Origin of the sequence: Streptomyces sp. NPDC050636 (assembly GCF_040654775.1) — a bacterium.
GTDB lineage: Bacteria > Actinomycetota > Actinomycetes > Streptomycetales > Streptomycetaceae > Streptomyces.
In genome coordinates this window covers 46,852-68,003 of the sequence record NZ_JBFAIP010000036.1, presented here as the reverse complement: position 1 = coordinate 68,003, position 21,152 = coordinate 46,852, and the positions used below count along the sequence as shown (strand labels likewise).

At 71.3% G+C, this 21,152-nt stretch carries 16 protein-coding genes; 5 read left to right on the top strand and 11 right to left on the bottom strand.

Features of this window, described 5'->3' with window-relative positions; genetic code table 11:
• Positions 1-175 precede the first annotated feature (175 nt).
• Positions 176-1,603, bottom strand: a complete 1,428-nt coding sequence (gene xylB / locus AB0I10_RS24210; RefSeq protein WP_363154686.1) for a xylulokinase — start codon at positions 1,601-1,603, stop codon at positions 176-178.
• A 193-nt stretch (positions 1,604-1,796) separates the two neighbouring features.
• Between xylB and xylA the strand changes: the two genes are divergently transcribed.
• Positions 1,797-2,960 (top strand): xylose isomerase, encoded by a 1,164-nt coding sequence (gene xylA / locus AB0I10_RS24205; protein WP_363154685.1) that lies wholly within the window; start codon positions 1,797-1,799, stop codon positions 2,958-2,960.
• A gap of 61 nt (positions 2,961-3,021) precedes the next feature.
• On the opposite strand, the gene AB0I10_RS24200 is transcribed toward xylA, so the two are convergent.
• Complete coding sequence (locus AB0I10_RS24200; protein WP_363154684.1) at positions 3,022-3,987, bottom strand: acetylxylan esterase; 966 nt, start codon at positions 3,985-3,987, stop codon at positions 3,022-3,024.
• Between the two features lie 135 nt (positions 3,988-4,122).
• On the opposite strand from AB0I10_RS24200, the gene AB0I10_RS24195 reads away from it, so the two are divergent.
• A complete protein-coding gene (locus AB0I10_RS24195) occupies positions 4,123-4,956 on the top strand; it encodes a hypothetical protein (protein ID WP_363154683.1) in 834 nt (277 codons plus the stop codon).
• Here AB0I10_RS24195 and AB0I10_RS24190 read toward each other — a convergent pair.
• The 8 genes from AB0I10_RS24190 to AB0I10_RS24155 form a co-directional block, all read right to left on the bottom strand.
• A complete protein-coding gene (locus AB0I10_RS24190; RefSeq protein ID WP_363154682.1) occupies positions 4,937-6,304 on the bottom strand; it encodes an esterase-like activity of phytase family protein in 1,368 nt (455 codons plus the stop codon). The genes AB0I10_RS24195 and AB0I10_RS24190 overlap by 20 nt on opposite strands.
• Positions 6,305-6,558: 254 nt before the next feature.
• Positions 6,559-7,413 (bottom strand): amino acid ABC transporter ATP-binding protein, encoded by an 855-nt coding sequence (locus AB0I10_RS24185; protein ID WP_363154688.1) that lies wholly within the window; start codon positions 7,411-7,413, stop codon positions 6,559-6,561.
• A 47-nt stretch (positions 7,414-7,460) separates the two neighbouring features.
• Entirely contained in the window at positions 7,461-8,246 is a 786-nt protein-coding gene (locus AB0I10_RS24180) for an amino acid ABC transporter permease (protein WP_363154681.1), read from the bottom strand.
• A 115-nt stretch (positions 8,247-8,361) separates the two neighbouring features.
• The gene (locus tag AB0I10_RS24175) at positions 8,362-9,156 is read right to left on the bottom strand and encodes a basic amino acid ABC transporter substrate-binding protein (RefSeq protein ID WP_363154680.1); all 795 of its coding nucleotides are present in this window, start codon (positions 9,154-9,156) and stop codon (positions 8,362-8,364) included.
• A 170-nt stretch (positions 9,157-9,326) separates the two neighbouring features.
• Positions 9,327-10,247 (bottom strand): homocysteine S-methyltransferase, encoded by a 921-nt coding sequence (mmuM, locus tag AB0I10_RS24170; protein WP_363154679.1) that lies wholly within the window; start codon positions 10,245-10,247, stop codon positions 9,327-9,329.
• A gap of 105 nt (positions 10,248-10,352) precedes the next feature.
• On the bottom strand, positions 10,353-13,280 hold the full coding sequence (locus AB0I10_RS24165) for a glycoside hydrolase family 2 TIM barrel-domain containing protein (protein WP_363154687.1): 2,928 nt from the start codon (positions 13,278-13,280) through the stop codon (positions 10,353-10,355).
• Positions 13,281-13,682: 402 nt separating this feature from the next.
• Positions 13,683-15,119 carry an SWF or SNF family helicase gene (locus AB0I10_RS24160; protein WP_363154678.1) on the bottom strand — a complete coding sequence of 479 codons (1,437 nt, stop codon included), beginning with the start codon at positions 15,117-15,119 and terminating at the stop codon, positions 13,683-13,685.
• Entirely contained in the window at positions 15,116-18,241 is a 3,126-nt protein-coding gene (locus tag AB0I10_RS24155; protein WP_363154677.1) for an SNF2-related protein, read from the bottom strand. The genes AB0I10_RS24160 and AB0I10_RS24155 overlap by 4 nt, the downstream gene beginning before the upstream one ends.
• A gap of 150 nt (positions 18,242-18,391) precedes the next feature.
• Here AB0I10_RS24155 and AB0I10_RS24150 point away from each other — a divergent pair, with 150 nt between their 5' ends.
• Positions 18,392-18,574 carry a hypothetical protein gene (locus AB0I10_RS24150; RefSeq protein WP_363154676.1) on the top strand — a complete coding sequence of 61 codons (183 nt, stop codon included), beginning with the start codon at positions 18,392-18,394 and terminating at the stop codon, positions 18,572-18,574.
• 270 nt (positions 18,575-18,844) lie between these two features.
• Here the strand turns inward: AB0I10_RS24150 and AB0I10_RS24145 are convergent, their stop codons facing one another.
• Complete coding sequence (locus AB0I10_RS24145; RefSeq protein ID WP_363154675.1) at positions 18,845-19,627, bottom strand: hypothetical protein; 783 nt, start codon at positions 19,625-19,627, stop codon at positions 18,845-18,847.
• An 89-nt stretch (positions 19,628-19,716) separates the two neighbouring features.
• Here AB0I10_RS24145 and AB0I10_RS24140 point away from each other — a divergent pair, with 89 nt between their 5' ends.
• Complete coding sequence (locus tag AB0I10_RS24140) at positions 19,717-20,118, top strand: hypothetical protein (protein ID WP_363154674.1); 402 nt, start codon at positions 19,717-19,719, stop codon at positions 20,116-20,118.
• 129 nt (positions 20,119-20,247) lie between these two features.
• The gene (locus tag AB0I10_RS24135) at positions 20,248-21,144 is read left to right on the top strand and encodes an oxygenase MpaB family protein (protein WP_363154673.1); all 897 of its coding nucleotides are present in this window, start codon (positions 20,248-20,250) and stop codon (positions 21,142-21,144) included.
• Positions 21,145-21,152 lie beyond the last annotated feature (8 nt).

Below are 21,152 nucleotides of genomic sequence, written 5' to 3'. Positions count from 1 at the left end.
GGAGGGTGTGTGGGTGGGGTGGGGGGCGGAAGAAACCGCCCAAAGCGCTGAAAACCGGGCGCCAGCTCCGCGTTCCGCGATCCGGCGCATGCTCCTCGCGCTGGAACCGGCGTCAGCACCTCGTTCCGAAATCCGGGCCCAGCCCCCTCGCGCGGGAAATCCAGCGCCCAGCTCCTCACCCCCGCAGCAACGCCCCGCCGTCTGCGAGTGTCGAGGCCAGTCGGTCCCAGGCCGCGCCGTCCCGCTCCCGCGCCTCGTACTCCGCGCCGCGGGTCGTCCCCCAACGGCGCGCCACCGCCGCCGGATCCTCGCCCAGCAACAGCCCGGCCGCCTGCGCCGCCGCGCCGAGGGCGACCAGCTCCTGCGCCTCCGGAACCAACACGGGGCGCCCGGACAGCCGTCGTACGGTCTCCCGCCAGGCCCGGCCCCGCGCGCCGCCGCCGATCAGCAGCAGCGGCGTATCGGCCGCGGCGTCCCCGTCCAGCACCCGGTCCAGCGCCTGCAACAGGGCGAACACCGCGCCGTCGTACGCAGCCTGAAGCAGCTGCCCGGCCGTGGTGTTGTGCCGCAGCCCGTGCACCAGGCCCGAGGCATGCGGCAGGTTCGGGGTCCGTTCGCCATCGAGGAAGGGCAGCATCACCGCGCTGCCACCGGGCTCGACGCCTTCGCGGTCGAGCCCCAGCAGCGCCGCCACCCGGTCCACCGCGAGCGTGCAGTTCAAGGTGCAGGCGAGCGGCAGCCAGTCGCCGCGCGCGTCGGCGAACCCCGCGACCACGCCGGTCGGATCGGTGGGTCGGCGCGTGGAGACCGCATAGACCGTCCCCGAGGTGCCCAGGCTCAGCACCGGCTGGCCGGGACGCAGGCCCAGGCCGAGCGCGGCCGCCATGTTGTCACCGGTACCGGCGGCCACCAGCGCGCCATGGGGTAGCGGCAGTTCATCGGTCCGTACGGTGCCGGCGGCCTCACCGAGGAGGGCCACCCGCGGCAGCGCCTCCGGGGCCAGCCCGACATGCTCCAGGATCTCCGCGTCGTAGGACTCGGTGGACGACGCCCACCAGCCCGTCCCCGACGCATCGCCGCGGTCGGTGACGCTCTGGCCGGTCAGCCGCTGGGTCAGGTAGTCGTGCGGCAGCCGCACCGCGGTGGTGGCGGCGGCCGCGGCCGGCTCGTTCTCCCGCAACCAGGCCCACTTGGCGACCGTGAAGGCGGACCTCGGCACGCTCCCGACCCGGTCCGCCCAGGCCTTCGCGCCGCCCAACTCCTCGATCAGCCGCTCACTTTGGGGTGCGGCGCGTACGTCGTTCCACAGCAGCGCCGGACGCAGCACCTCCCCGGCCGCGCCGAGCGCCACCAGGCCGTGCTGCTGACCGCCGACGGACAGTGCGGAGACCTGCCGGGCCGCGCTGCCGCACTGCCGCAGCGCTTCGCCCAGCGCCCGCCACCACTGCTCCGGGTCGCTCTCCTTGCCGTCGCTGCTGACGGAGTGCGGCGCCTGGCCCCGGGCGATGACCACACCGGTCTCCGCGTCCACGACCAGCGTCTTGGTGGACTGGGTGGAACTGTCCACGCCGACGACGAGCGGTCCCGCTGACTGTGCGCCCATCGTGCTCTCTCCCTTGGCAGGCCGGTGCATCCAGGGGGTTCCCCGGTGTGCTGCCGCATATTAGTTTGGCCGCGACATAATTTGTAAAGCGCCCTGACGAAATGCTGCCTGACGAAATACCGCCGGACGAAATGCCACCTGACGATTCATCGCCTGAAGAATCACCACCCGACGAATTCACGGAGGAGTCGCGATGCGCCATCGGCCCACGCCCGCGGACAAGTTCAGCTTCGGCCTCTGGACCGTCGGCTGGCAGGGCCGCGACCCGTTCGGGGACGCCACCCGCCGCGCCCTGGACCCCGTCGAGTCCGTCCGGCGGCTCGCCGATCTCGGCGCGTACGGCGTCACCTTCCACGACGACGATCTGATCCCCTTCGGCTCCGGTGACATCGAGCGCCACACGGCCGTCAAACGCTTCCGGCAGGCGCTGGACGCCACCGGCCTCGTCGTCCCGATGGCGACGACCAACCTCTTCACCCACCCCGTCTTCAAGGACGGCGCCTTCACCGCCAACGACCGCGACATCCGCCGCTACGCCCTGCGCAAGACGATCCGCAACATCGACCTCGCCGCTGAGCTGGGCGCCCGCACGTATGTGGCCTGGGGCGGCCGCGAGGGCGCGGAGTCAGGGGCGGCCAAGGACGTACGGGCCGCCCTGGACCGGATGAAGGAGGCGTTCGACCTGCTCGGTCAGTACGTCATCGAGCAGGGCTACGACCTGCGGTTCGCCATCGAGCCCAAGCCCAACGAGCCGCGCGGCGACATCCTGTTGCCCACCGTGGGCCACGCTCTGGCGTTCATCGAGCGGCTGGAGCGCCCCGAGCTCTACGGCGTCAACCCGGAGGTGGGGCACGAGCAGATGGCCGGGCTCAACTTCCCGCACGGCATCGCCCAGGCGCTGTGGTCGGGCAAGCTCTTCCACATCGACCTCAACGGCCAGAGCGGCATCAAGTACGACCAGGACCTGCGCTTCGGCGCGGGCGATCTGCGGTCCGCCTTCTGGCTGGTCGATCTCCTGGAGACGGCCGGCTACGACGGTCCGCGGCACTTCGACTTCAAGCCGCCGCGCACCGAGGACCTGGACGGCGTCTGGGCCTCGGCGGCCGGCTGTATGCGCAACTACCTGATCCTCAGGGAGCGGGCGGCGGTATTCCGCGCCGACCCGGCCGTCCAGGAAGCGCTGCGCGCCGCCCGCCTGGGCGAGCTGGCCCGCCCCACCGCCGAGGACGGCCTGGCCGGCCTGCTCGCGGACGTCACGGCCTTCGAGTCCTTCGACGCCGAGGCGGCGGCCGCCCGCGGGATGGCCTTCGAACACCTCGACCAACTGGCCCTTGAGCATCTGCTCGGGGCTGTCTGAGCTGCTAGGGCGGTCTGATCTGACGGGGGGTGTCTGAGCCGGCCGGGTCAGTGCCGGAGGCTCAGCCGAACAGCTCGCGTAGGAACCGGATCTCCGCCACCCGCTGCTGACCGCCACCCCCCTCATGGGCGTTGAACCGCCACACCTTGAGGTCCTTCTCGCCCGCATAGTGGTGGAACGCGGCGAAGCCGGTGGAGGGCGGTACCACGTCGTCGCGCAGCGCCGTGCCGAAGAGTGCCGGGGCGCTCGCGCGGACCGCGAAGTTCAGGCCGTCGAAGTGGTCCAGGGTCTGCAAGGCGGTCTCGATGTGCGTGCGTTCGCCCGCGAAGTAACGGGTGAGCTCGCCGTACGGGCCCGCGTCCGTGATGTCGATGGCGCGCCGGATGTGCGTCAGGAACGGCACATCGATCAGCGCGCCCGCGAGTTCGGGGACCAGGCCCGTCATCGCGAGAGCGGCGGCGCCGCCCTGGCTGCGGCCCGCGACCACGATCCGTGCGGCGTCCACCGCGGTGTGTCCGCGCGCCACGTCCACGGCGCGCACCGCGTCGGTGAACAGCCGCCGGTAGTAGTAGTCGTCCGGGTCCAGCAGGCCCTGGGTCATTTTGCCGGGGACGCCCGGATTGCTGGAGCCGACCGGATCGGGGGTGTCACCGGGCCGGTCGGGGCCGCTCTGCCCGCGGGTGTCCATGACCAGCGTCGCGTATCCCGCGGACGGCCACAGCAGCCAGTCGTGCGGCAGCAGCCGCCCGCCTCCGTAGCCGAGGTACTGCACCACACACGGCACCGGCCCGGTGGCCTGTCGCGGGATCAGGAACCAGCCCCGGATACGGTGCCCGCCGAAGCCGGAGAACTCCACGTCATAGCTGCGCAGCAACGTCAGCCCCGCATCGACCTCGGCGAAGCGGGCGTCGAGGTCATGGGCACGGGCCTCGGCGAGGGTGCGCTTCCAGAACGCGTCGAATCCGGCCGGTTCGGGAAGCGGTGGGCGGTAGCCGCGCAGCTCGTCCAGGGGCAGGTCGGTGAACACGCAGAACCTCCGGGCCGTAAGGTGACTTTCTGACTGTCGCCAACCGTGCCCACGGGCCGAACGTCTCAGACGGAAATTGTTCCAGGTTGGTCACCGTGTCCCCCAAAACCTCGTAAAGAAGCGATCATTTCTGCCATGAGCTTTCCTCCGCCTCCGCCGCAGAACCAGCCGCCCAATGCCGGCCCTGGCGGCTTCGGTCCGCCTGCCGGTGGCTACGGCCAGGGCGCCCCGGGCCAAGGCGCCCCGGGCCAAGGCGGCTACGGCCAGGGCGGCTACGGCCCGCCGGCCGGCGGCCAGCCCCCTGGTGGCTACGGCACGCCCCCGGGCGGCGGCTACGGCCCTCCTGGCCCGGGTGGCCCCGGCGGCTGGCAGCAGCCGGGCGGCCCGCCCGGAGGCGGCGGCAACGGCAAGACGATCGCGGCGATCATCGGCGGCGGTGTCATCGTGGTGGCCGCCGTCATCGTCGCCGTGGTGATGTCCAACGGCGACGACGGCAAGGTCCGCGCGCACCCCTCCAGTTCCAGCAGTACCAGCGCCACACCGTCCGACAGCGCCTCCGCCACACCGTCCGCGACGCCGACGGACAGCGGTTACACCAGCACCCCGTCGCCTTCGAGCAGCAAGATCCCCTTCTTCCAGCTGAAGGTGGGGGACTGCTTCGACCGTCCGGTGGGCGGCGGCGGCAACAACGACGCGGCCTCCTGCAACGGCCGGCACGACGCCGAGGTCGTCAGCATCCACCGCCTGGGCTCCGGCTTCACGACCGACACCGCCATCGAGACGAAGGCGGTGTCACTGTGCAAGAGGGAACTGGAGAGCAAGGCGGCCAAGCAGCCCGCCGGAACCGCCGAGGGCACCTACGTCCAGTTCCCCAACGCCAGCGGCTACAAGATGGGCATCAAGACCGTCACCTGCAGCCTGATGGGGAACCGGAGCGGCACCAAGAAGCTCACCAAGCCGCTTTCCTGAGCCGGACGGTCGTCACCGTCGTCGGCACCCCGCTGTCCACGAGACGGCCCTGATCGTCGAACGCGTCAGGGCCGTCCGTCATTCCGAAGTCGTTGTCGTTGATGAGGGTGAGGGCGGGGGTGCGGGTGCGTGGTCCGCTGACCGCGATGCCTTCGATCTTCTCCGGTATCCCCTTGATCTCGTTCAGGTCGACGGCCAGCCGCTTGGGCAGGACCGGCGCCCGGCCGCCGGACTGCTCCAGCGACGGGCTGGTGGCCGGGTCGTCCCAGCGCGAACCGAGAATGTCCGACCGCCCGGCCAGCTCGACCAGTTGCAGCCGGGCGGCCTTGTCCGTGCGCTCCTCCACCAGCAGCCGGGCGGCCTTGTCCGTGCGCTCCTCCACCAGCAGCCGGTCCCGGCCCACCGCCACCACCGAAGAGATCTTCAGCTCAGAGGTGTCGTCCTCACCCGGGTCCACCTCGCCGACCGGGTCGAAGCGGTACGCGTACTCGGCGGTCGCCGCGCCCTTGGCCGGCGAGAAGCGCAGCAGCCGGGCGTTACGGGAGGCCTCGCCGGCGGCGGTGTCCGGGTTGGACAGCGGGCTCTGCACGGCCGCCACCAGGTCGCCGTCCGGCAGCAGGGCCAACCCCTCGAAGCCGCGGTTGGTCTTGCGCTGGAGCAGCAGACCCGGCAGTGATTCGACGACCGGATAGCCGGTGCCGGTCAGCCGCAGCCCCTTGGGGACGTAACGGGCCAACACCCGGCCGGACGCGGAGACATGGACCAGCGACGGCCCGTACTCGTCGGCCAGCCAGAAACTGCCGTCGGTGGCCCGCACGATCCCCTCGGTGTCCAGCCCGTCGGGGTCGTACGACAGCGGCCGACCGGCGTCGTAGGTGTACGGCGCCTCGTCGCGGCCCGGCTGGTTGGGCAGTCCGGTGACGGGCTTCCCGGAACGGGTGGTGATCGGCAGCGAGTCCAGGACGGTGATGTGGTCGCCGGCCACCCTGATCTTCACGATGGCGGGGTCGAAGCCGGGCACCGGGAACGTCCGCCGCTTGGTGCCGTCCACCGTGATCCGGCCGTTCGGGCCGCGGTCGGTGACCGTCCAGAACTCGCCCGGACGCCCGGCCGGGAAGATGTCGCTGCCGATGCCGCCCAGCTTCACCCCGCGGTCGTTGCCGACGCTGCCCGGCAGCATCGCATTGCTGAACTCGCCCAGCGGGATCGCCGGCAACTGCGCGGATCCGGTGACGGCGCCCGGAGGCGGGCCGGCCTGGGCCTTCGTCTCGCCCACGACCAGGACGGCGGCGAGCACCGCGACCGGCAGGGCCAGCGCGAGCGGACGGCGCAGCTGACGTACGGACATCGAACCTCCACGGGCGGACATGACGGGGACGTACCCAGCGTCCCGTCGGTGCCCCAACGGAGGGTGAACGGCGGGCGATCGGAGGTCGAACGGGCGGGCGGGCGCGCGGTCCGCCGGTCCGCGGCCGGCGGTACGACGCCTTCCGTAGATCGGCGGCCCGCGCGCCCGCCTTGGACTACCGCGCCCGCCTTGCGCTACCTGGCCCGGTTTGGGCTCCCGGGCTCGCTTTGCGCCTTCCGCCCGGCCCCGCCCGCTCAGCGGTCGACGCGCTTGCCCGCCGCCCCGGTGTCCGCGACCTCGCCGACCTCGGCGGCCGCCGGATCCAGCACCCGTGCCAGAAACGTCCGGGTCCGCTCGTGCTGCGGATCGCCCACCACCTGCTCCGGGCTGCCCTCCTCGACGATCACTCCGCCGTCCATGAAGACCACCCGGTCGGCGACCTCCCGGGCGAAGCTCATCTCATGGGTGACGACCAGCATCGTCATGCCCTCGTCCGCCAGTGAACGCATCACCGCCAGCACGTCGCCGACCAGTTCCGGGTCCAGTGCCGAGGTCGGTTCGTCGAAGAGCATCAACTCAGGGTCCATGGACAGCGCACGGGCGATGGCCACCCGCTGCTGCTGTCCGCCCGACAACTGCGCCGGGTAGGACGCTTCCTTGTCGCTCAGGCCCACCCGTTCGAGGTTGACGCGGGCGATGCGCCCCGCCTCCGCGCGGTCCCGACGCAGCACCCGCCGCTGGGCGATCGTCAGATTCTCCAGCACGGTCAAATGCGGGAAGAGGTTGAAGGACTGGAAGACCATGCCGATCCGGCGCCGGACCAGATCGATGTCCGCATCCGGGTCGGTGACCTCGGTGCCGGCCACGGTGACCCGGCCCGCGCTCGGCTCCTCCAGCATGTTCACACAGCGCAGCAGCGTCGACTTTCCCGAACCCGAGGGCCCGATGATGCACACCACCTCGCCGCGTGCCACCGAGAAGTCGATACCGCGCAGCACCTCCAGCTCGCCGAACGCCTTGTGCAGGTCCTGTACATCGATCGCCTTGGCGTCCCCGGAATTCTCCGGAGCCGCGTCCTTGGCTGTTTCCTTCTCCACGGACTTCTCCATGGCCTTCTCCGCGGCCTTGTCCACGGCCTTGTCCTGCGTCATTCCGGTCACCTGGCCTTCGCCGTACGGGCCTCAAGCCGCCGGACCAACTGGCCGAGCGGGAGGGTGATCACGAGATAGAGCAGTCCGGCAATCAGGATCGGCGTCAGACTCTTGTGCTCAGTGAGCGCGTCCCGGCCGAAGTTGGCCAGCTCGTACTGGCCGAGCGAGAGACCCAGGAGATAGACGAGAGAGGAATCCTTGGTCAGCAGGATCAGTTCGTTGGTCAGCGGTGGCAGAACGATACGGAACGCCTGCGGAATGACGATCGAGATCATTGCCCGGCCGTGCGACATTCCCAGCGAACGGGCCGCCTCCGTCTGCCCCTTGGGGACGGCCTGAATGCCCGCCCGGATGGTCTCCGCCATATACGCGGCGCCCACCAGACCGAGCGACAGCATCACCGTGACGTTCATGTCGAGCGCCACTTCGAAGGCCAGCGGTACACCGAAGCCGAGCGCGATGAACACCAGCAGCGCCGGAATGCCGCGGAAGAACTCGATGTATGTGACGGCGATCCAGCGGTACGGCGGCACCGACGACAACCGCATCAGCGCCAGCACCAGTCCGAGTGCAAGGCCGAAACCGAAGCCGAGCAGGGTGTAGAGGGCGGTGTTGACAAGCGCGGTGGTGATGATCTCCGGGAACAGGGCCTTGGCGACGTCGACGTCGAAGAACGCCACCCGCAGCTGGTGCCAGTCGGCCACCAGAGCGAAGATCACTACGGCGGCTATCAGGACGCCGTATTGCGCGCCGCGGATGATCCGCGCGCGCTGTCGTTTGGACAGGGGCATGAGGGCCGGCCTTCTCCGATCATTGCGCGCGGTACGCCGAGAGATACGTCGGGAGGTACGCCGAGAGGTATGTCAGGAGGTACGTCGCGCGGAGCCTTGCGTTTACGCGGTGGGGTCAGCTCTGCGGGGTGGTGCCGAACCACTTCTTGTAGATCCGGTCGTAGCTTCCGTCGGACTTCGCCTTCTTGAGGACCGCGTTGACCTTCTTGCGCAGGGCGTCATTGCCGGTGCGGATGCCGATGCCGTACTGCTCACCGGTCTTGAACTCCGCGGTCACCTCGGTGTCCGGGTTCTGCTTCACATAGTCGAAGAGCACACCGTTGTCATTGATGCCGGCCTCGACCTGGCCGGACTTCACGGCGGTCAGCAGCAGCCCCAGGTCCTCGAACTCGACCAGATCCACGCCCTTGCCGTGCTCCTTGGCGTAGATCCCACCGGTCGTGGCCTTCTGATAACCGAGCTTCTTGCCCTTGAGGTCCTCGACCTTCTTGAAGGGCTTTCCCTTCTTCGTCAGCAGCGCCTGGGTGGCATTGAAATAGGGGTCCGAGAAATCCATCACCTTGTCCCGCTCGGGCGTGATCGTCATGCCCGCGGCGGCCAGGTCGCATTTGCGGATGGTGAAGGAATTACCGGTCTCGATGCCTTCGAAGGGTGTATTGACGATCTCCTGCTTGATCCCGAGATCCTTTGCCACCAGGTCCACCAGGTCCACATCGAACCCGACGACCTTGCCGTCCTTCTTCACCTGGAACGGCGCGTACGGCAGGTGGGTGCAGGTCTTGAGCGTCCCGGGGGAGACCAGCTCCAGGCCGGAACTCTTCTTTCCGTCGGACTTGGTGCTGCTGCATCCCGCCAGAACGGCGATGGCCGCGAAGGCGGCTATGACAGGCAACGAGGAGCGAGCGGACACGGGTCCTCCAGAGGTGCGGGACGAAGATCAGCCAATCCGCAGGTGCTGCGAGATGGCCTGCATCCTGCCATCGGCCGGGGCATCCGTCGCCGCTACGCGGGTTGCGTCTGTGTAACGCCTTGGGCTCGCGTCCGGGGCTCCTGCGCCTGCTGGGAGCGGTCGCCCGCGCTTCAGCGGCCCAGGCCGGCCGCCAGCTCGGCGATCGCCTCCGGGCCCACGCGGCAGCAGCCCCCGATGAGCCGGGCGCCGGCCGCGGCCCACGCGGCGACCCGGTCCGCGGTGAACGCCGGGCTGCCGCACCACTCCCGCGCCTCGGCGTCCCAGCTCTCCCCGCTGTTCGGATAGACCACCACCGGCTTGCCGGTGACCCGCGCCGCGATCTCCACCGCGCGGTCCGCGTCGTCCGGCGCGCAGCAGTTCACGCCGACCGCGATCACCTCGTCCGCCTCCGCCGCCGCGGCGAACGCCTCCTCCAGCGGCTGCCCGGCCCGGGTACGGCCCCCCGCGACGCTGTACGACAGATAGGCCGGGACGCCCAGCCCGCGCACCGCTCGCAGCAGTGCATGGGCCTCGTCGGTGTCCGGCACCGTCTCCAGCGCCAGCACATCGGGCCGGGCAGCGGCCAGCACCTCCAGACGTGGACGGTGGAACCGCTCCAGCTGGTCCACCGACAGCCCGTAGCGGCCGCGGTATTCGGAACCGTCCGCCAGCATCGCCCCGTACGGACCCGCCGACGCGGCGACATACAACGGCCCGGCGACCCCGCCCGCCAGTGCCCGCCGGGCCGCCTCGCGGGCCAGCTCCACGCTGCGGCCGAGCAGGACCGCGGCCTCCTCGGCGCCGATGCCGCGCCGCGCGAACCCCTCGAACGTCGCCTGGTAGCTGGACGTGATCGCGACCTGTGCCCCCGCCTCGTAGTACGCGAGATGCGCCAGGACGACGGCCTCCGGCTCCTCGGCGAGCAGCCGGGCCGACCAGAGCGCGTCGCTCAGGTCGTGCCCGGCGGACTCCAGCTGGTTGGACAGCCCGCCGTCGAGGACCACCGGCCCCGCGGCGAGGGCTTCGGCAAGCGTCGGGGACGTGCTGACCATGGTGCGGGAACCTCTCGGTGGTGCTGGACGGCGCGGGCACGGGCAACTGGTTACGTGCCACTTACCACTACATGCCACTTACCACTACTTGCCAGTTACCACCGGTCATTGAGGGTCAAGAGCCAGCGAAATGTGCGGCCCCCGCAGCGAGGAGAAGGCGAACGAGAACCGGGCCGGCGCCACCTCCAGGCGATGCTGCGGCAGCACCCCCGGCCCGCACGACTGACTGCCGATGCCGTGCTGCGCATGATCGAGATGCAGCCACACCGAATCGCCGGGCGTGAGGTCCGTGGTGTGCCGGGCTGTGTCCAGCTCCTCCACGGGCCACCGGCGCGCGGTGAAGAAGAACTCCGGGTCGCCCTCGATCCGCATCCCCGAGCCGTCGGAACGGGTGACCTGCGCCCACCGCACACCGGGCCGCGCACCGTTCTCCTGCGGCCGGACGTACGGCGTCTGCATCGCGTCCACCGGCATCGACCAGCGGCCCACCCGCGCCGCGGCCCGGGTGTCGGGATAGCCCTCGCCGGGCCCGCCGCCGTACCACTCCGCGAGCCGCAGGCTGCCGCACACCGACATCCGCACCCCCATCCGCGGCAGCGGCCCCGGCCAGTCGCCCTCCGGGTCCACGGCCATCGCCAACCGCAGCACATCCCGTTCCGCCGTCCAGCAGTAGACCGCGCGCAGCGCCAGATCCGTACCGGCCGGCGCGACCCGGGTGCGTACCACCAGGGCGTCCGGGCCGGTCTCGACGGCGTCGACACGGTGCCGCATACGGTGCAGGCCGATCCGTCGCCACTCGGTGGCCGGCCGCGGTTCCGGTTGCCACGGCGCCGCCTCGTCGTTGTCGGTCGGCGCCCGCCATACGTCGAGCCGGGGCCCGGTGAGCCGGATGCCGTCCAGATAGCCGAGCGTGCCCGTCGTGGCGTCGAAGATTCCCGGCCCGAGGACGATCACGTTTCCCTCGCCGCGGCGCGGGGTGGCGAGGGCCGGAGCGGGCGCCGGGGGAGTGGCGACGCGGCGCGTGGCCGGCAGCTGACCCCAGGCGACCTCGTGCCCCGCCTTCGCCCATGCGGTGTCCTCGGCGAGTACGGACCGCACCGTCCAGAACGCCTCCCGGCCGTCGTCCGCCACGACGGGCGGCGCCGGCAGTTTCAGTTCGACCGACTCACCGGGCGCCAGCGGCGGCACCGCGAGCCCGCCGTCCCCGCGTACCTCGCCCTCCACCTCGTACGTCCAGCGGAACGCGAGGTGGTCGAGGTCGGCGAAGTCGTGCAGGTTGGTGATCCGGACCGTGTCGGCCGAGCCGTCAGCCCCGCCCGAGCCGTCCGTACCCCCGCCGCTACCGCCCTCGATCCGTACCGGCTCGATGACCTTCTTGAATTCGATCAGCCCCGGTGACGGCGTCCGGTCGGGGAAGACCAGCCCGTCGCAGACGAAATTCCCGTCGTGCAGCTCCTCGCCGAAATCGCCTCCGTAGGCGTGGAACACCTCGCCGTCGGACGTCTGCTGCCGCAGCCCGTGGTCGATCCACTCCCAGACGAAGCCGCCCTGGCAGCGCTCATATCTCTCGAACAGCCGCTGGTACTCGCTCAGCCCGCCCGGACCGTTGCCCATCGCATGCGCGTACTCGCAGAGAATGAACGGAAGTTCACGCCGCCGGGCGTTCAGTTCCGGGTCGGACAGCGGAGTCTCGGTGCGCTGCCCGACGCGCTCCACCTCGGCGTGATCGGCGTACATCCGGGAGTAGACGTCGGTGTCGGCACAGCTGCGGTCGCCCTCGTAGTGCAGCGGACGGGACGGGTCGCGCTCGCGCATCCAGGCGGCCATGGCGGACAACCCGCGTCCCGTTCCGCACTCGTTGCCCAGCGACCACAGGACGATGCCGGGGTGGTTCTTGTCCCGTTCGACCATCCGCCGGGCGCGGTCGAGCAGCGCCGGCTCCCAGCGTGCGTCGTCCACCGGGTTGCCCCGCCAGCCCTGCTGCGCGAAACCGTGCGTCTCCAGGTCGCATTCGTCGATGACCCACAGGCCCAGCTCGTCACAGAGATCGAGGAAGGCGGGGTGCGGCGGATAGTGGCTGGTGCGGACCGCGTTGATGTTGTGACGCTTCATCAGCAGCAGATCCCGGCGCATCGCCTCCGGGCCGACGGTGCGCCCGTACCGCGGATGGAATTCATGGCGGTTGACGCCGCGCAGCAGGATGCGGCGGCCGTTGACCTTCAGCAGACCGTCCTCGACGCGGACCGTACGGAACCCGATCCGCAGCGGGATCCGCTCGCCGGGTGTGACCAGTTCGCCGTGGTAGAGGTGCGGTCGTTCCGCCGTCCATGGGCGCACCGGAACGCTCGCGCTCTCGCCGGTCGCCAGATCGAGGCCGAGCTCGGGGACGGTGACCCGGCCGGCCGGTGCGCAGTCCACGCGCAGGGTGCCCTGTCCCGTGACGTGATCGAATCCGGCGTGCACGAAATGGTCCACGACCGCGCCCTCGGGACGGCGATGAACCGACACGTTCCGGAAGATGCCGGGCAGCCACCACTGGTCCTGGTCCTCCAGATAGCTGCCCGACGACCACTGGTGGACGCGCACCGCCAGGACGTTGCGGCGCGGGCGCAGCAGATGCCCGACCTCGAACTCGTGCGGCAGCCGGCTGCCCTTGAAGTGCCCGAGTTCCTGCCCGTTGAGCCAGACCCGGGCACAGGACTCCACCCCGCCGAAGTGCAGCACCGCGGGCCCCTCGCCCCAGCCCTCGGGCAGGTCGAAGAGATGCCGGTGATCGCCGGTCGGGTTCTCGTCCGGCACGCGCGGCGGATCGACGGGGAAGGGGTAGGCGGTGTTGGTGTACGCGGGCGCGCCGTGTCCCTTGAGCGCCCAGTGGCCGGGCACCCGCAGATCCTCCCACTGCGCATCGTCGAAGTCCGGCCGGGCGAAGGAGTCGTCCTCGGCCGTGGCGGTCGCGGACAGCCGGAACCGCCAGGTGCCGTGCAGCGAGATCCGGGCGGCATCCGACCTGGCGTACCAGGCGCGCGGCGGCAGGGCCCCGCTGCCCGGCGAGCGGTCCTCGTAGTACGGCGGGAGAGGTGGGTGCTCTACGGGGCCTGCGTGCTCTGCGGGGCCCGGGTGGTGTGGGCGCTCCTGATGCTGTGGTGGGCCGTCCGCTTTTTCCGTGTTCCGCGGTGCCTGCTCGTACGACGTGTGGTGCGGCACGTGATGCGAAGTACCGGTCAATGGTCCTCCTCGCTTCGGGCGACGGCCTGGAGGTGGGGGGATCAGATCAGCGAATCACGGCCGGGCGCGCGCCGCAGCCGGAAAGGGAGGATTGCCGGGCGTGGGTCGCACCGCCCGGCAATCCTGGTTCACGACTAGCGCCCGGACATGACCCATCGGACAGGCCCTGAGCGCCCCTCAGATGGTCCCGGTTGTTCTCGCAGCTCCGTCTCAGGCCTCCGCCGACAGTGCCGCTAGCGCGCCCGCCGGATCGTCCGTGGCGGGCCCGGCGGGTGCCCAGTGGCCGTGTTCCTTGCGGTACGGCCACCAGCGCCCGTCCCGCCCGTAGCGCAGCTGGGCGTCGCCGCCGACCACCGTCCAGCGGTTGCGGGTGGCGCGCAGCCGAGGCCGGGTCTCGCCCTCCTCCCAGGCGGCCGCGAGCCGGTCGGTCGCGCGCGCCAGCGCCGCCGGTTCCGGTGTCCAGTCCTCCTCCAGGACCGCGAGCCCAGTCGTGCCGCCCAGCTCCCAGGCCCGTACGGCAAGCGCCAGGCCTCGCGCATCGCGCCCTGAACCGGCCGCCAGCCGCTGGGATATGGCCGCCCCGGGGGCGGCTGCCGCCAGTCGCACCGCGTCCTGGGAGGTCGTCAGAGCGGGTGGCGGCGGATTGTCCGGGTGCCAGGTGGAGAGCGCGTCTGCCAGCAGACGCTGGGCGCGCGCTGCCGCGTCAGATATGAGGAACTCCAGCGCGGCCACGTCCACTCCGGGTGCGGGCGGGGTGCCGCCGCTGAGGACCGGTGCCTCGCCCGGTGTCTCGACGGGCGGCGGCGGAGCGGGCAGCGGCGGCAGGATGTCGCGCGCCGCGTATGCCTCGTCGGCCGGCACCCCCGCGCGCGCCGCCGAGTCCTCGTCCGTCAGTGCTGAGCTCGCCGACGACTCCGCCCGGGACGCGCTGCGCGCCTGCAGCTCGTCCAGCAGCTCCCGCTCCCCGAGGCCGCGCAACAGCAGCAGCACGAAGGGGTCTTGGTCCAGCAGTCGGGCCAACTGGTAGCACAGCGCCGTCGAATGTGCGCAGTGATCCCATGCCTCACAGCTGCACTCCGACTCCAAGTCGCCGATGCCCGGCAGCAGTTCGATCCCGGCTGCGGACGCGTCCTCCACGAGGACCGGCGGCATGTCACGGTCCAGTAGCGCTGCGATATGCCCCGCCCGGTCCGCGACCATGTCCAGGAAACGGTCCCAGTCCGCCGCGCTGAGCTGTTGCAGCAGCACGTCGGAGCGGTGCCGCGTATGGTCGCGGTCTTCCACGACCGCGGTGATCCGCCCGGGGCGCACCGACACCGCACCGACCGCTCCGGCGCGCGCATGCCGACGTCCCAGCTTCAGCTGCTCGCCGTCCAGTGCAGTGTCCTCCAGTGCCTTGAGCCAGGCCTGCCCCCACCAACTCCGTGCGAAGGCCCCGCCGCGGGCGGCGGGCAGCGCGGCGAACGTCCGCTCGGGGGTGTTCTCCCGAGGAGCGCTGCCTGCGGGTGTGTGGACTCCCGAGGCGTTCTCGTCGACGGTGTCGCCTCCGGCGGTGTCGTCTTCCCAGCGGGTTTCCAGGTTGCTGTCCCCGTTGCCGTCCCCGTTGCCGTCCAGGTTGCTTTCCCGGTTGTCTTCCGAAGTGTTCATCGCTCGCTCCCTCGCAGTGCGACCAGGTCCGCCAGCTCGGCGTCGGTGAGTTCGGTCAGCGCGGCCTCGCCCGATCCCAGCACCGCATCCGCCAACTGCTGCTTACGGGACAGCATTTCGGCGATCCGGTCCTCGATCGTGCCCTCCGTGATCATCCGGTGGACCTGCACCGGCTGGGTCTGCCCGATGCGGTAGGCACGGTCGGTGGCCTGCGCCTCGACGGCGGGATTCCACCAGCGGTCGAAGTGCACGACATGCGCGGCCCGGGTCAGGTTTAGTCCCGTACCGGCCGCCTTCAGCGACAGTAGGAACACCGGCACCGCGCCGTCCTGGAACCGCCGCACCATCTCCTCGCGACGGCCCACCGGTGTGCCACCGTGCAGGAACTGCGTGGGCACCCCCCGCGCCGCCAGATGCGCCTCCAGCAGCCGCGCCATCTGCACATACTGCGTGAACACCAGCACGCTCGCGCCCTCGGAGAGGATGGTGTCGAGCAGCTCGTCCAACAGCTCGACCTTCCCCGAACGCCCGGAAATCCGTACCGCTTCCGCCGTCGTGCGGCCGTCGGCCCCGTCGTACTCCTTCAAATACTGGGCGGGGTGGTTGCAGATCTGCTTGAGCGAGGTGAGCAGCTTGACGACCAGCCCGCGGCGGGCGAAACCGTCCGTCCCGGCGATCTCGCTGAGCCCCTCGCGCACCACGGCCTCGTACAGCCCGGCCTGCTCCTTGGTCAGCGCCACCGCACGGTCCGTTTCCGTCTTGGGCGGCAGCTCCGGTGCGATCCCCGGATCGGACTTACGGCGGCGCAGCAGGAACGGCCGCACCAGCCGGGTCAGCCGCTCGGCCGCCGCACCCGCCTCCGGGGACGCCGCCGCGCCGCCCTCGATGGCCTGTGCGTAGCGCGTACGGAACCGGCCCAGGGGGCCCAGCAGCCCGGGTGTCGTCCAGTCCAGGATCGCCCAGAGCTCCGACAGATTGTTCTCCACCGGGGTGCCGGTCAGCGCCACCCGAGCCTTGGCGGGGATGGCGCGAAGCGCCCTGGCGGTCGCCGAGAACGGATTCTTGACGTGCTGCGCCTCGTCGGCGACGACCAGCCCCCAGCCCGCCTCCGCCAGCTTCCCGGCATCCAGCCGCATCGTGCCGTACGTGGTGAGCACGAACTCGCCGTCCGCCAGACCGGCCAGGCTGCGCCGCCCGGCATGGAAGCGGCGCACCGGCGTGCCCGGCGCGAACTTCTCGATCTCCCGCTGCCAGTTGCCCATGAGGGACGTGGGGCAGACGACCAGCGTGGGTCCGGCCGAGGCGGGATCGCTCTGCCGGTGCAGATGAAGGGAGATGAGCGTGATGGTCTTGCCGAGGCCCATATCGTCGGCGAGACAGCCGCCCAGGCCCAGCGAGGTCATCCGGTGCAGCCAGCCGAGCCCGCGCAGCTGGTAGTCGCGCAGCGTCGCGGTGAGCGCCGCGGGCTGCTTCACGGGCGCGGTATCCCCGCGCTCCGGGTCACCCTCCGGGTCGGCAAGCCGGTCCCGCAGCCGGGCCAGCCAGCCGGCGGCCTGTACCTCCACCCGTCGGCCGTCGTCGCCTTCGACGGTGCCGGTGAGCGCGGCGCCCAGCGCGTCGAGCGGCGTGATCTTACGGTCCTGGCGGTCCCGGGCGGCGCGCAACGCCTCCGGATCGACCAGCACCCATTGGTCGCGCAGCCGCACCAGCGGCCGCCCGGCCTCGGCCAGCCGGTCCAGCTCCGCCCTGCCGACCTCCTCGTCGCCCACCGCGAACCGCCAGCTGAAGGAGAGCAGCGCATCCGCGCCCAGCAGCGACGGCAGCGCCGACTCCGTTCCGTCCATCGGGTCGGGCGGTCCGACGACAGCCCGGCTGGTCAGCTTGCGCGCCAGCTCCTTGGGCCAGTGGACCTGCACTCCCGCGGCGGCCAGCGCACGGGCGGCCGGGCCGAGGAGTTCGGCGATCTCCTCGTCGGCGAGTTCCAGCGCGTCGGGTACCGCCGCGGACAGCAGCGGGGTGAGCGGCGCCCAGGCCGCGGCGGCCCGGCGGAGCGTCAGCAGCGTGTCCATCCGCGCCCGCGGACCGAACGCCTGCCCCGCGGGCGACGCCCCGGCCCACACCTCGGCGACATCCGCGACCAGCGTCGGATCGGTGAGGCTGTGCAGCTGGAGGACGGCGGTGAAGGTTATGGGGGCGGTGGGTGTGGTGGGGGCGGCGAAAGCGGTAGGCGTGGTGGTGTCGGCTGTGCTGTCGACGGCGGACGTGCCGTTGGGGACGGCGTGGGACTCGTCCGCGCCCGGCAGTCCGCCCGAACCCCGGGAAACGTCCGGGCCGCTCAGCCCGTCCGCCCCGTGCACCTCCACGCGCAGCGAGATCCTTACGCCCGCGTCATGTCCCGCGGCGACATCCGCGGCCCAGGCGCGTTGCTCGGGGATGCGCTGCGGGGCGGACGCCGCGAAGGCGGGCGCACCGGTGACCAGCGCCGCGGCGGGGGAGCGGGGCAGTCCGTCGGCCACCGCGTCGAGGAACGTCCGTACCTGGCGCTCGGGATCGGGCAGTTCCAGCGGGTCGGAGCCGGGGAGCGGGGTGGCGTGTGCGTACGGCGGCATCGCGGCTGCGAGGTCCCGCAGCCGCTCGATGTCGCCCGGGTCGAGCGGGCCCATGCGCCAGGCGTCGTGATCGGCGGGGCTCAGACCGGGCAGCAGCCGGCCACGGGCGGCGAGCTGCAGCGCCAGCACGGACGCGGCGCCCCAGAAGGCGGCAGCCGGATCGGCGCCACGGGCGGCGCGCGCACGGGTGAGGACAGGCACCGCGGCGGCGACGGGCAGGATCACGGCGGGTACGGCGCACACGGAGATCCCGCCGTCCTCGTCGGGCAGGGCGACGGAGAGCTCGCCGACCGTCGGCCGCGAGTCCGGCGTCGGCCCGTGTGACATGGGACCGTCCGGTGCGGGCCTGTCCGGCGCAGTCCCGTCCTCGCCGGTGGCGCCCGGGACGGGCTCACCGTCGGGGCGCCAGAAGGCGATCCGCCCGGCTCGGGGCGGGTCCGACGGCAGGAATACCGCTGCACAGCGGGAGAACTCGGAGAGGTGAGCGGGCGGGACCGCGGGGTGAGATGCCACTGGGCCGAGGACTCCTCAAGTTTGACTACTGGCGCCTGGAGCGCCCGAGGGTACAGGAAGACAAGGCACACTGGATGGAACCTGCGGTACGAGAACAGCGTTCAATGGAGTACACAGAGCGCGGCATGCGCCGCGGAAGGGGCGTGAAGGATGTCCACACAGGCGAAGGTCGCGATCGGCGGCGTCGCGGTGGGAGTGATCCTGCTGTGGCTGCTGCCCTTCTGGGCGGCCGTACTGGTCATGGTCGGGGTCCCGGCCGTCGCGTATCTGACGCTCGACTCCTCCCAGCGGCGCCGACTGCGCCGCGTCAGCCGCAAGCAGATCGGTCGCTGAGCCGCGGGGCCCCCGTCGCGCACGGGGGTCCGGGCACGCCCGTGCGCGCCCCAAGAGACCGGGGAGCGGCTGGACCCGACAGGTGCGGTAGCGGCGACGGATGCACCCTGCGGCCAGAAGGCCATCGGTTAGCGCTGCTGCTCGGCATCCGGATACGCCCGGTCGACGCGCGGGAGAAACACCTCGACAGGCCGGTCCGCCTCCTCGGCGTATCCGTTCGCAGGATCACCGAACCCCGGTAGCGGCGGTGCCACCGCCCCACCGCACGCCTCAGACCGGGCGTGCCGCCAGCTCGTCCAACGACGACAGCAGTCCGGGCAGTTCGGCCCCACGGCCGACCGGATGCACTTCGCCGGGCTCCTCGTCCAGCAGCACGAACGCGATGTCGTCGGTGCGGGCGACCATGCTCCACCCCGGCCCGTCGACGCGCAGTGTGCGGGCCTCGTTCGCCGCGAACGACGACCGCACCCGGCCGGGCGGCGGCGGCTCGGCCACATAACCGCGTGCTTCCTCCAGCACCCGCCGCACCCCCTTGTGCGGCTGCTCGCCCGGTTCGACGAAGGTGACGTCGTCGTCCACCTGCTCGCGCCATACCGCCCACTGCATCGCGATCTCGTCCGCGCCGAGCCGCCGTTGGGCAGGCCCCCACTCCGCGGGCTCCGGAGGCGCGAGCGGCGCCGGATCCCCGTCGTGCGGCTCCGGATCGTGGGGCTGCGGCACATCCGGAGCCGACACGGCGAGGGCGAGCGGCCAGCCGGGGAGAGCGGCGACAATGCTGCTCTCCCCGGGCGAGAGGTCGTATTCCATCCCGCAGTCCCAGGCCGCGATCGCACAGGCCACCAGCGAGACGTCCTCCGTCGCCACCGTCCAGCGCGCGCCGTTGCCGTCCTGCCCGAGAACCAGCCCGTAACCCTCCGCGTACGGTTCGAGACCGAGGCCCGCACACACTTCGGGGTAGTCGTCGCCCAGCACGCTCGGGAACTGCGCGGGCGTCAGCAGCACCGCCGTCAGTACGAACAACTGGTCGTCGTCGGCGCTCTCGGTCGTGGGCACGCGGGGCCTCCCCATCCGAACCATCCGGAGTACGTCGGCGCACCCTAATTGGCTTGGTACGAGCTTGTCACCAGCCCTACCCTGCGCTCATGTGTTTCTACAGCAGCCGAATGCACTTCGTGTGCCTGGACTGCCGGGTCGCCTACAAGAAGACGGCGACCTCGCACGGACCGGGCCGCTGCCCGCAGTGCCGCGGCGAGCTGATCAACGCCGGCGCCGACCTGGCGGTCCCCAAGCGGCGGGATGACGCGGGCTGGCGCGCGCTCGACGCCGTGCTGCGTTCCGGGCTGACCTTCCATGGCGGCTGCTGCGGTACGGGGCCGGGCTACCGTCCGCGCACGCCGCGCGAGGTCCGGGACCGGCTGGCGCTCGCCGAACGCACCGGGATGCCCGTCAAGAAGGCGCTGGCCGTGGTGGACCCCACGACGGCGGACCGCTACGGGGCCGCGGCCCGACGGCGGAGCGGGAGTCCCGGGCGGCGGCGCGGCTGACACCCGAGGGAGCCGCGCGAAGGCAGGAATCCAGCCATGCCACCTCCCTGCCGGGCGCCCGTCGCCTCGTTGAAGTGCACCTGAAGCACCTAAAGTTGGGTCTTCGGCGAACGAAGGGACGGATGTCAGGTGCGGCGCTATGACTGGCTGAGGGAGATCCGGCGGCTCGATCCGGAGCGCGATTTCCTGCGGATCTACCGCATCACCGCAACCCACGAATTCCCCTGGGACATCACCCGGGCACTGGAACTCGCGCTCTACCGCACTTACGCCGTCCCGAGCATCGGCCGACTGCTGGCCGAAACCGCCGAGCTGACAGACCGTACGCAAAAGCGCTACGACGACACCGCGCTCCTCCTGGATGCCGTCGTCGAGCACGGCTTCGACGGTGAGGACGGCCGGACGGCGATCCGTCGCATCAACCAGATGCACCGCAGTTACGACATCAGCAACGAGGACATGCGGTATGTCCTGTGCACCTTCGTGGTGGTGCCCAAACGCTGGCTCGACGAGTACGGCTGGCGGCGGCTGAGCGAGCACGAGAAGCGTGCCATGGCCGCCTACTACCGCACCCTCGGCCGCCATATGGGAATCACCGAACTCCCGGAGACCTTCCAGGACTTCGAGCGCTGCCTGGACGACTACGAGGAGGCGCACTTCGGCTGGGACGAAGGCGCGCGGCGGGTCTCGGACGCCACCTTGGACCTGATGGCGGGCTGGTACGGCCCGCTCGCCCCGGTGGTGCGCGGTGCCAGCATGGCTCTCCTTGACGATGCGCTGCTGGACGCCTTCCGTTACGACCGGCCCAAACCGGCGGTCCAGAGTGCCGTGCGTACCGCCCTCAAGCTGCGCGCCAAGGCGGTACGGCTGCTGCCGCCCCGCCGCACCCCGCACTACGCCCGGCAGAACCCCGAGATCAAGGGCTATCCGGACGGCTTCCGCGTCGCCGACCTCGGCACTTTCCCCGCCCCGCGTCGCGCGGGCGGCTGCCCGGTTCCGCACGGGGAGGGCCCGACGGTGTCCTGAAGAGCGAG

Coding starts and splice junctions, on each gene's coding strand:
- xylB (WP_363154686.1), bottom strand. CDS start 1,603: ATGGGCGCACAGTCAGCGGGACCGCTCGTCGTCGGCGTGGACAGTTCC.
- xylA (WP_363154685.1), top strand. CDS start 1,797: ATGCGCCATCGGCCCACGCCCGCGGACAAGTTCAGCTTCGGCCTCTGG.
- AB0I10_RS24195 (WP_363154683.1), top strand. CDS start 4,123: ATGAGCTTTCCTCCGCCTCCGCCGCAGAACCAGCCGCCCAATGCCGGC.
- AB0I10_RS24190 (WP_363154682.1), bottom strand. CDS start 6,304: ATGTCCGTACGTCAGCTGCGCCGTCCGCTCGCGCTGGCCCTGCCGGTC.
- AB0I10_RS24185 (WP_363154688.1), bottom strand. CDS start 7,413: ATGGAGAAGTCCGTGGAGAAGGAAACAGCCAAGGACGCGGCTCCGGAG.
- AB0I10_RS24180 (WP_363154681.1), bottom strand. CDS start 8,246: ATGCCCCTGTCCAAACGACAGCGCGCGCGGATCATCCGCGGCGCGCAA.
- mmuM (WP_363154679.1), bottom strand. CDS start 10,247: ATGGTCAGCACGTCCCCGACGCTTGCCGAAGCCCTCGCCGCGGGGCCG.
- AB0I10_RS24160 (WP_363154678.1), bottom strand. CDS start 15,119: ATGAACACTTCGGAAGACAACCGGGAAAGCAACCTGGACGGCAACGGG.
- AB0I10_RS24150 (WP_363154676.1), top strand. CDS start 18,392: ATGTCCACACAGGCGAAGGTCGCGATCGGCGGCGTCGCGGTGGGAGTG.
- AB0I10_RS24140 (WP_363154674.1), top strand. CDS start 19,717: ATGTGTTTCTACAGCAGCCGAATGCACTTCGTGTGCCTGGACTGCCGG.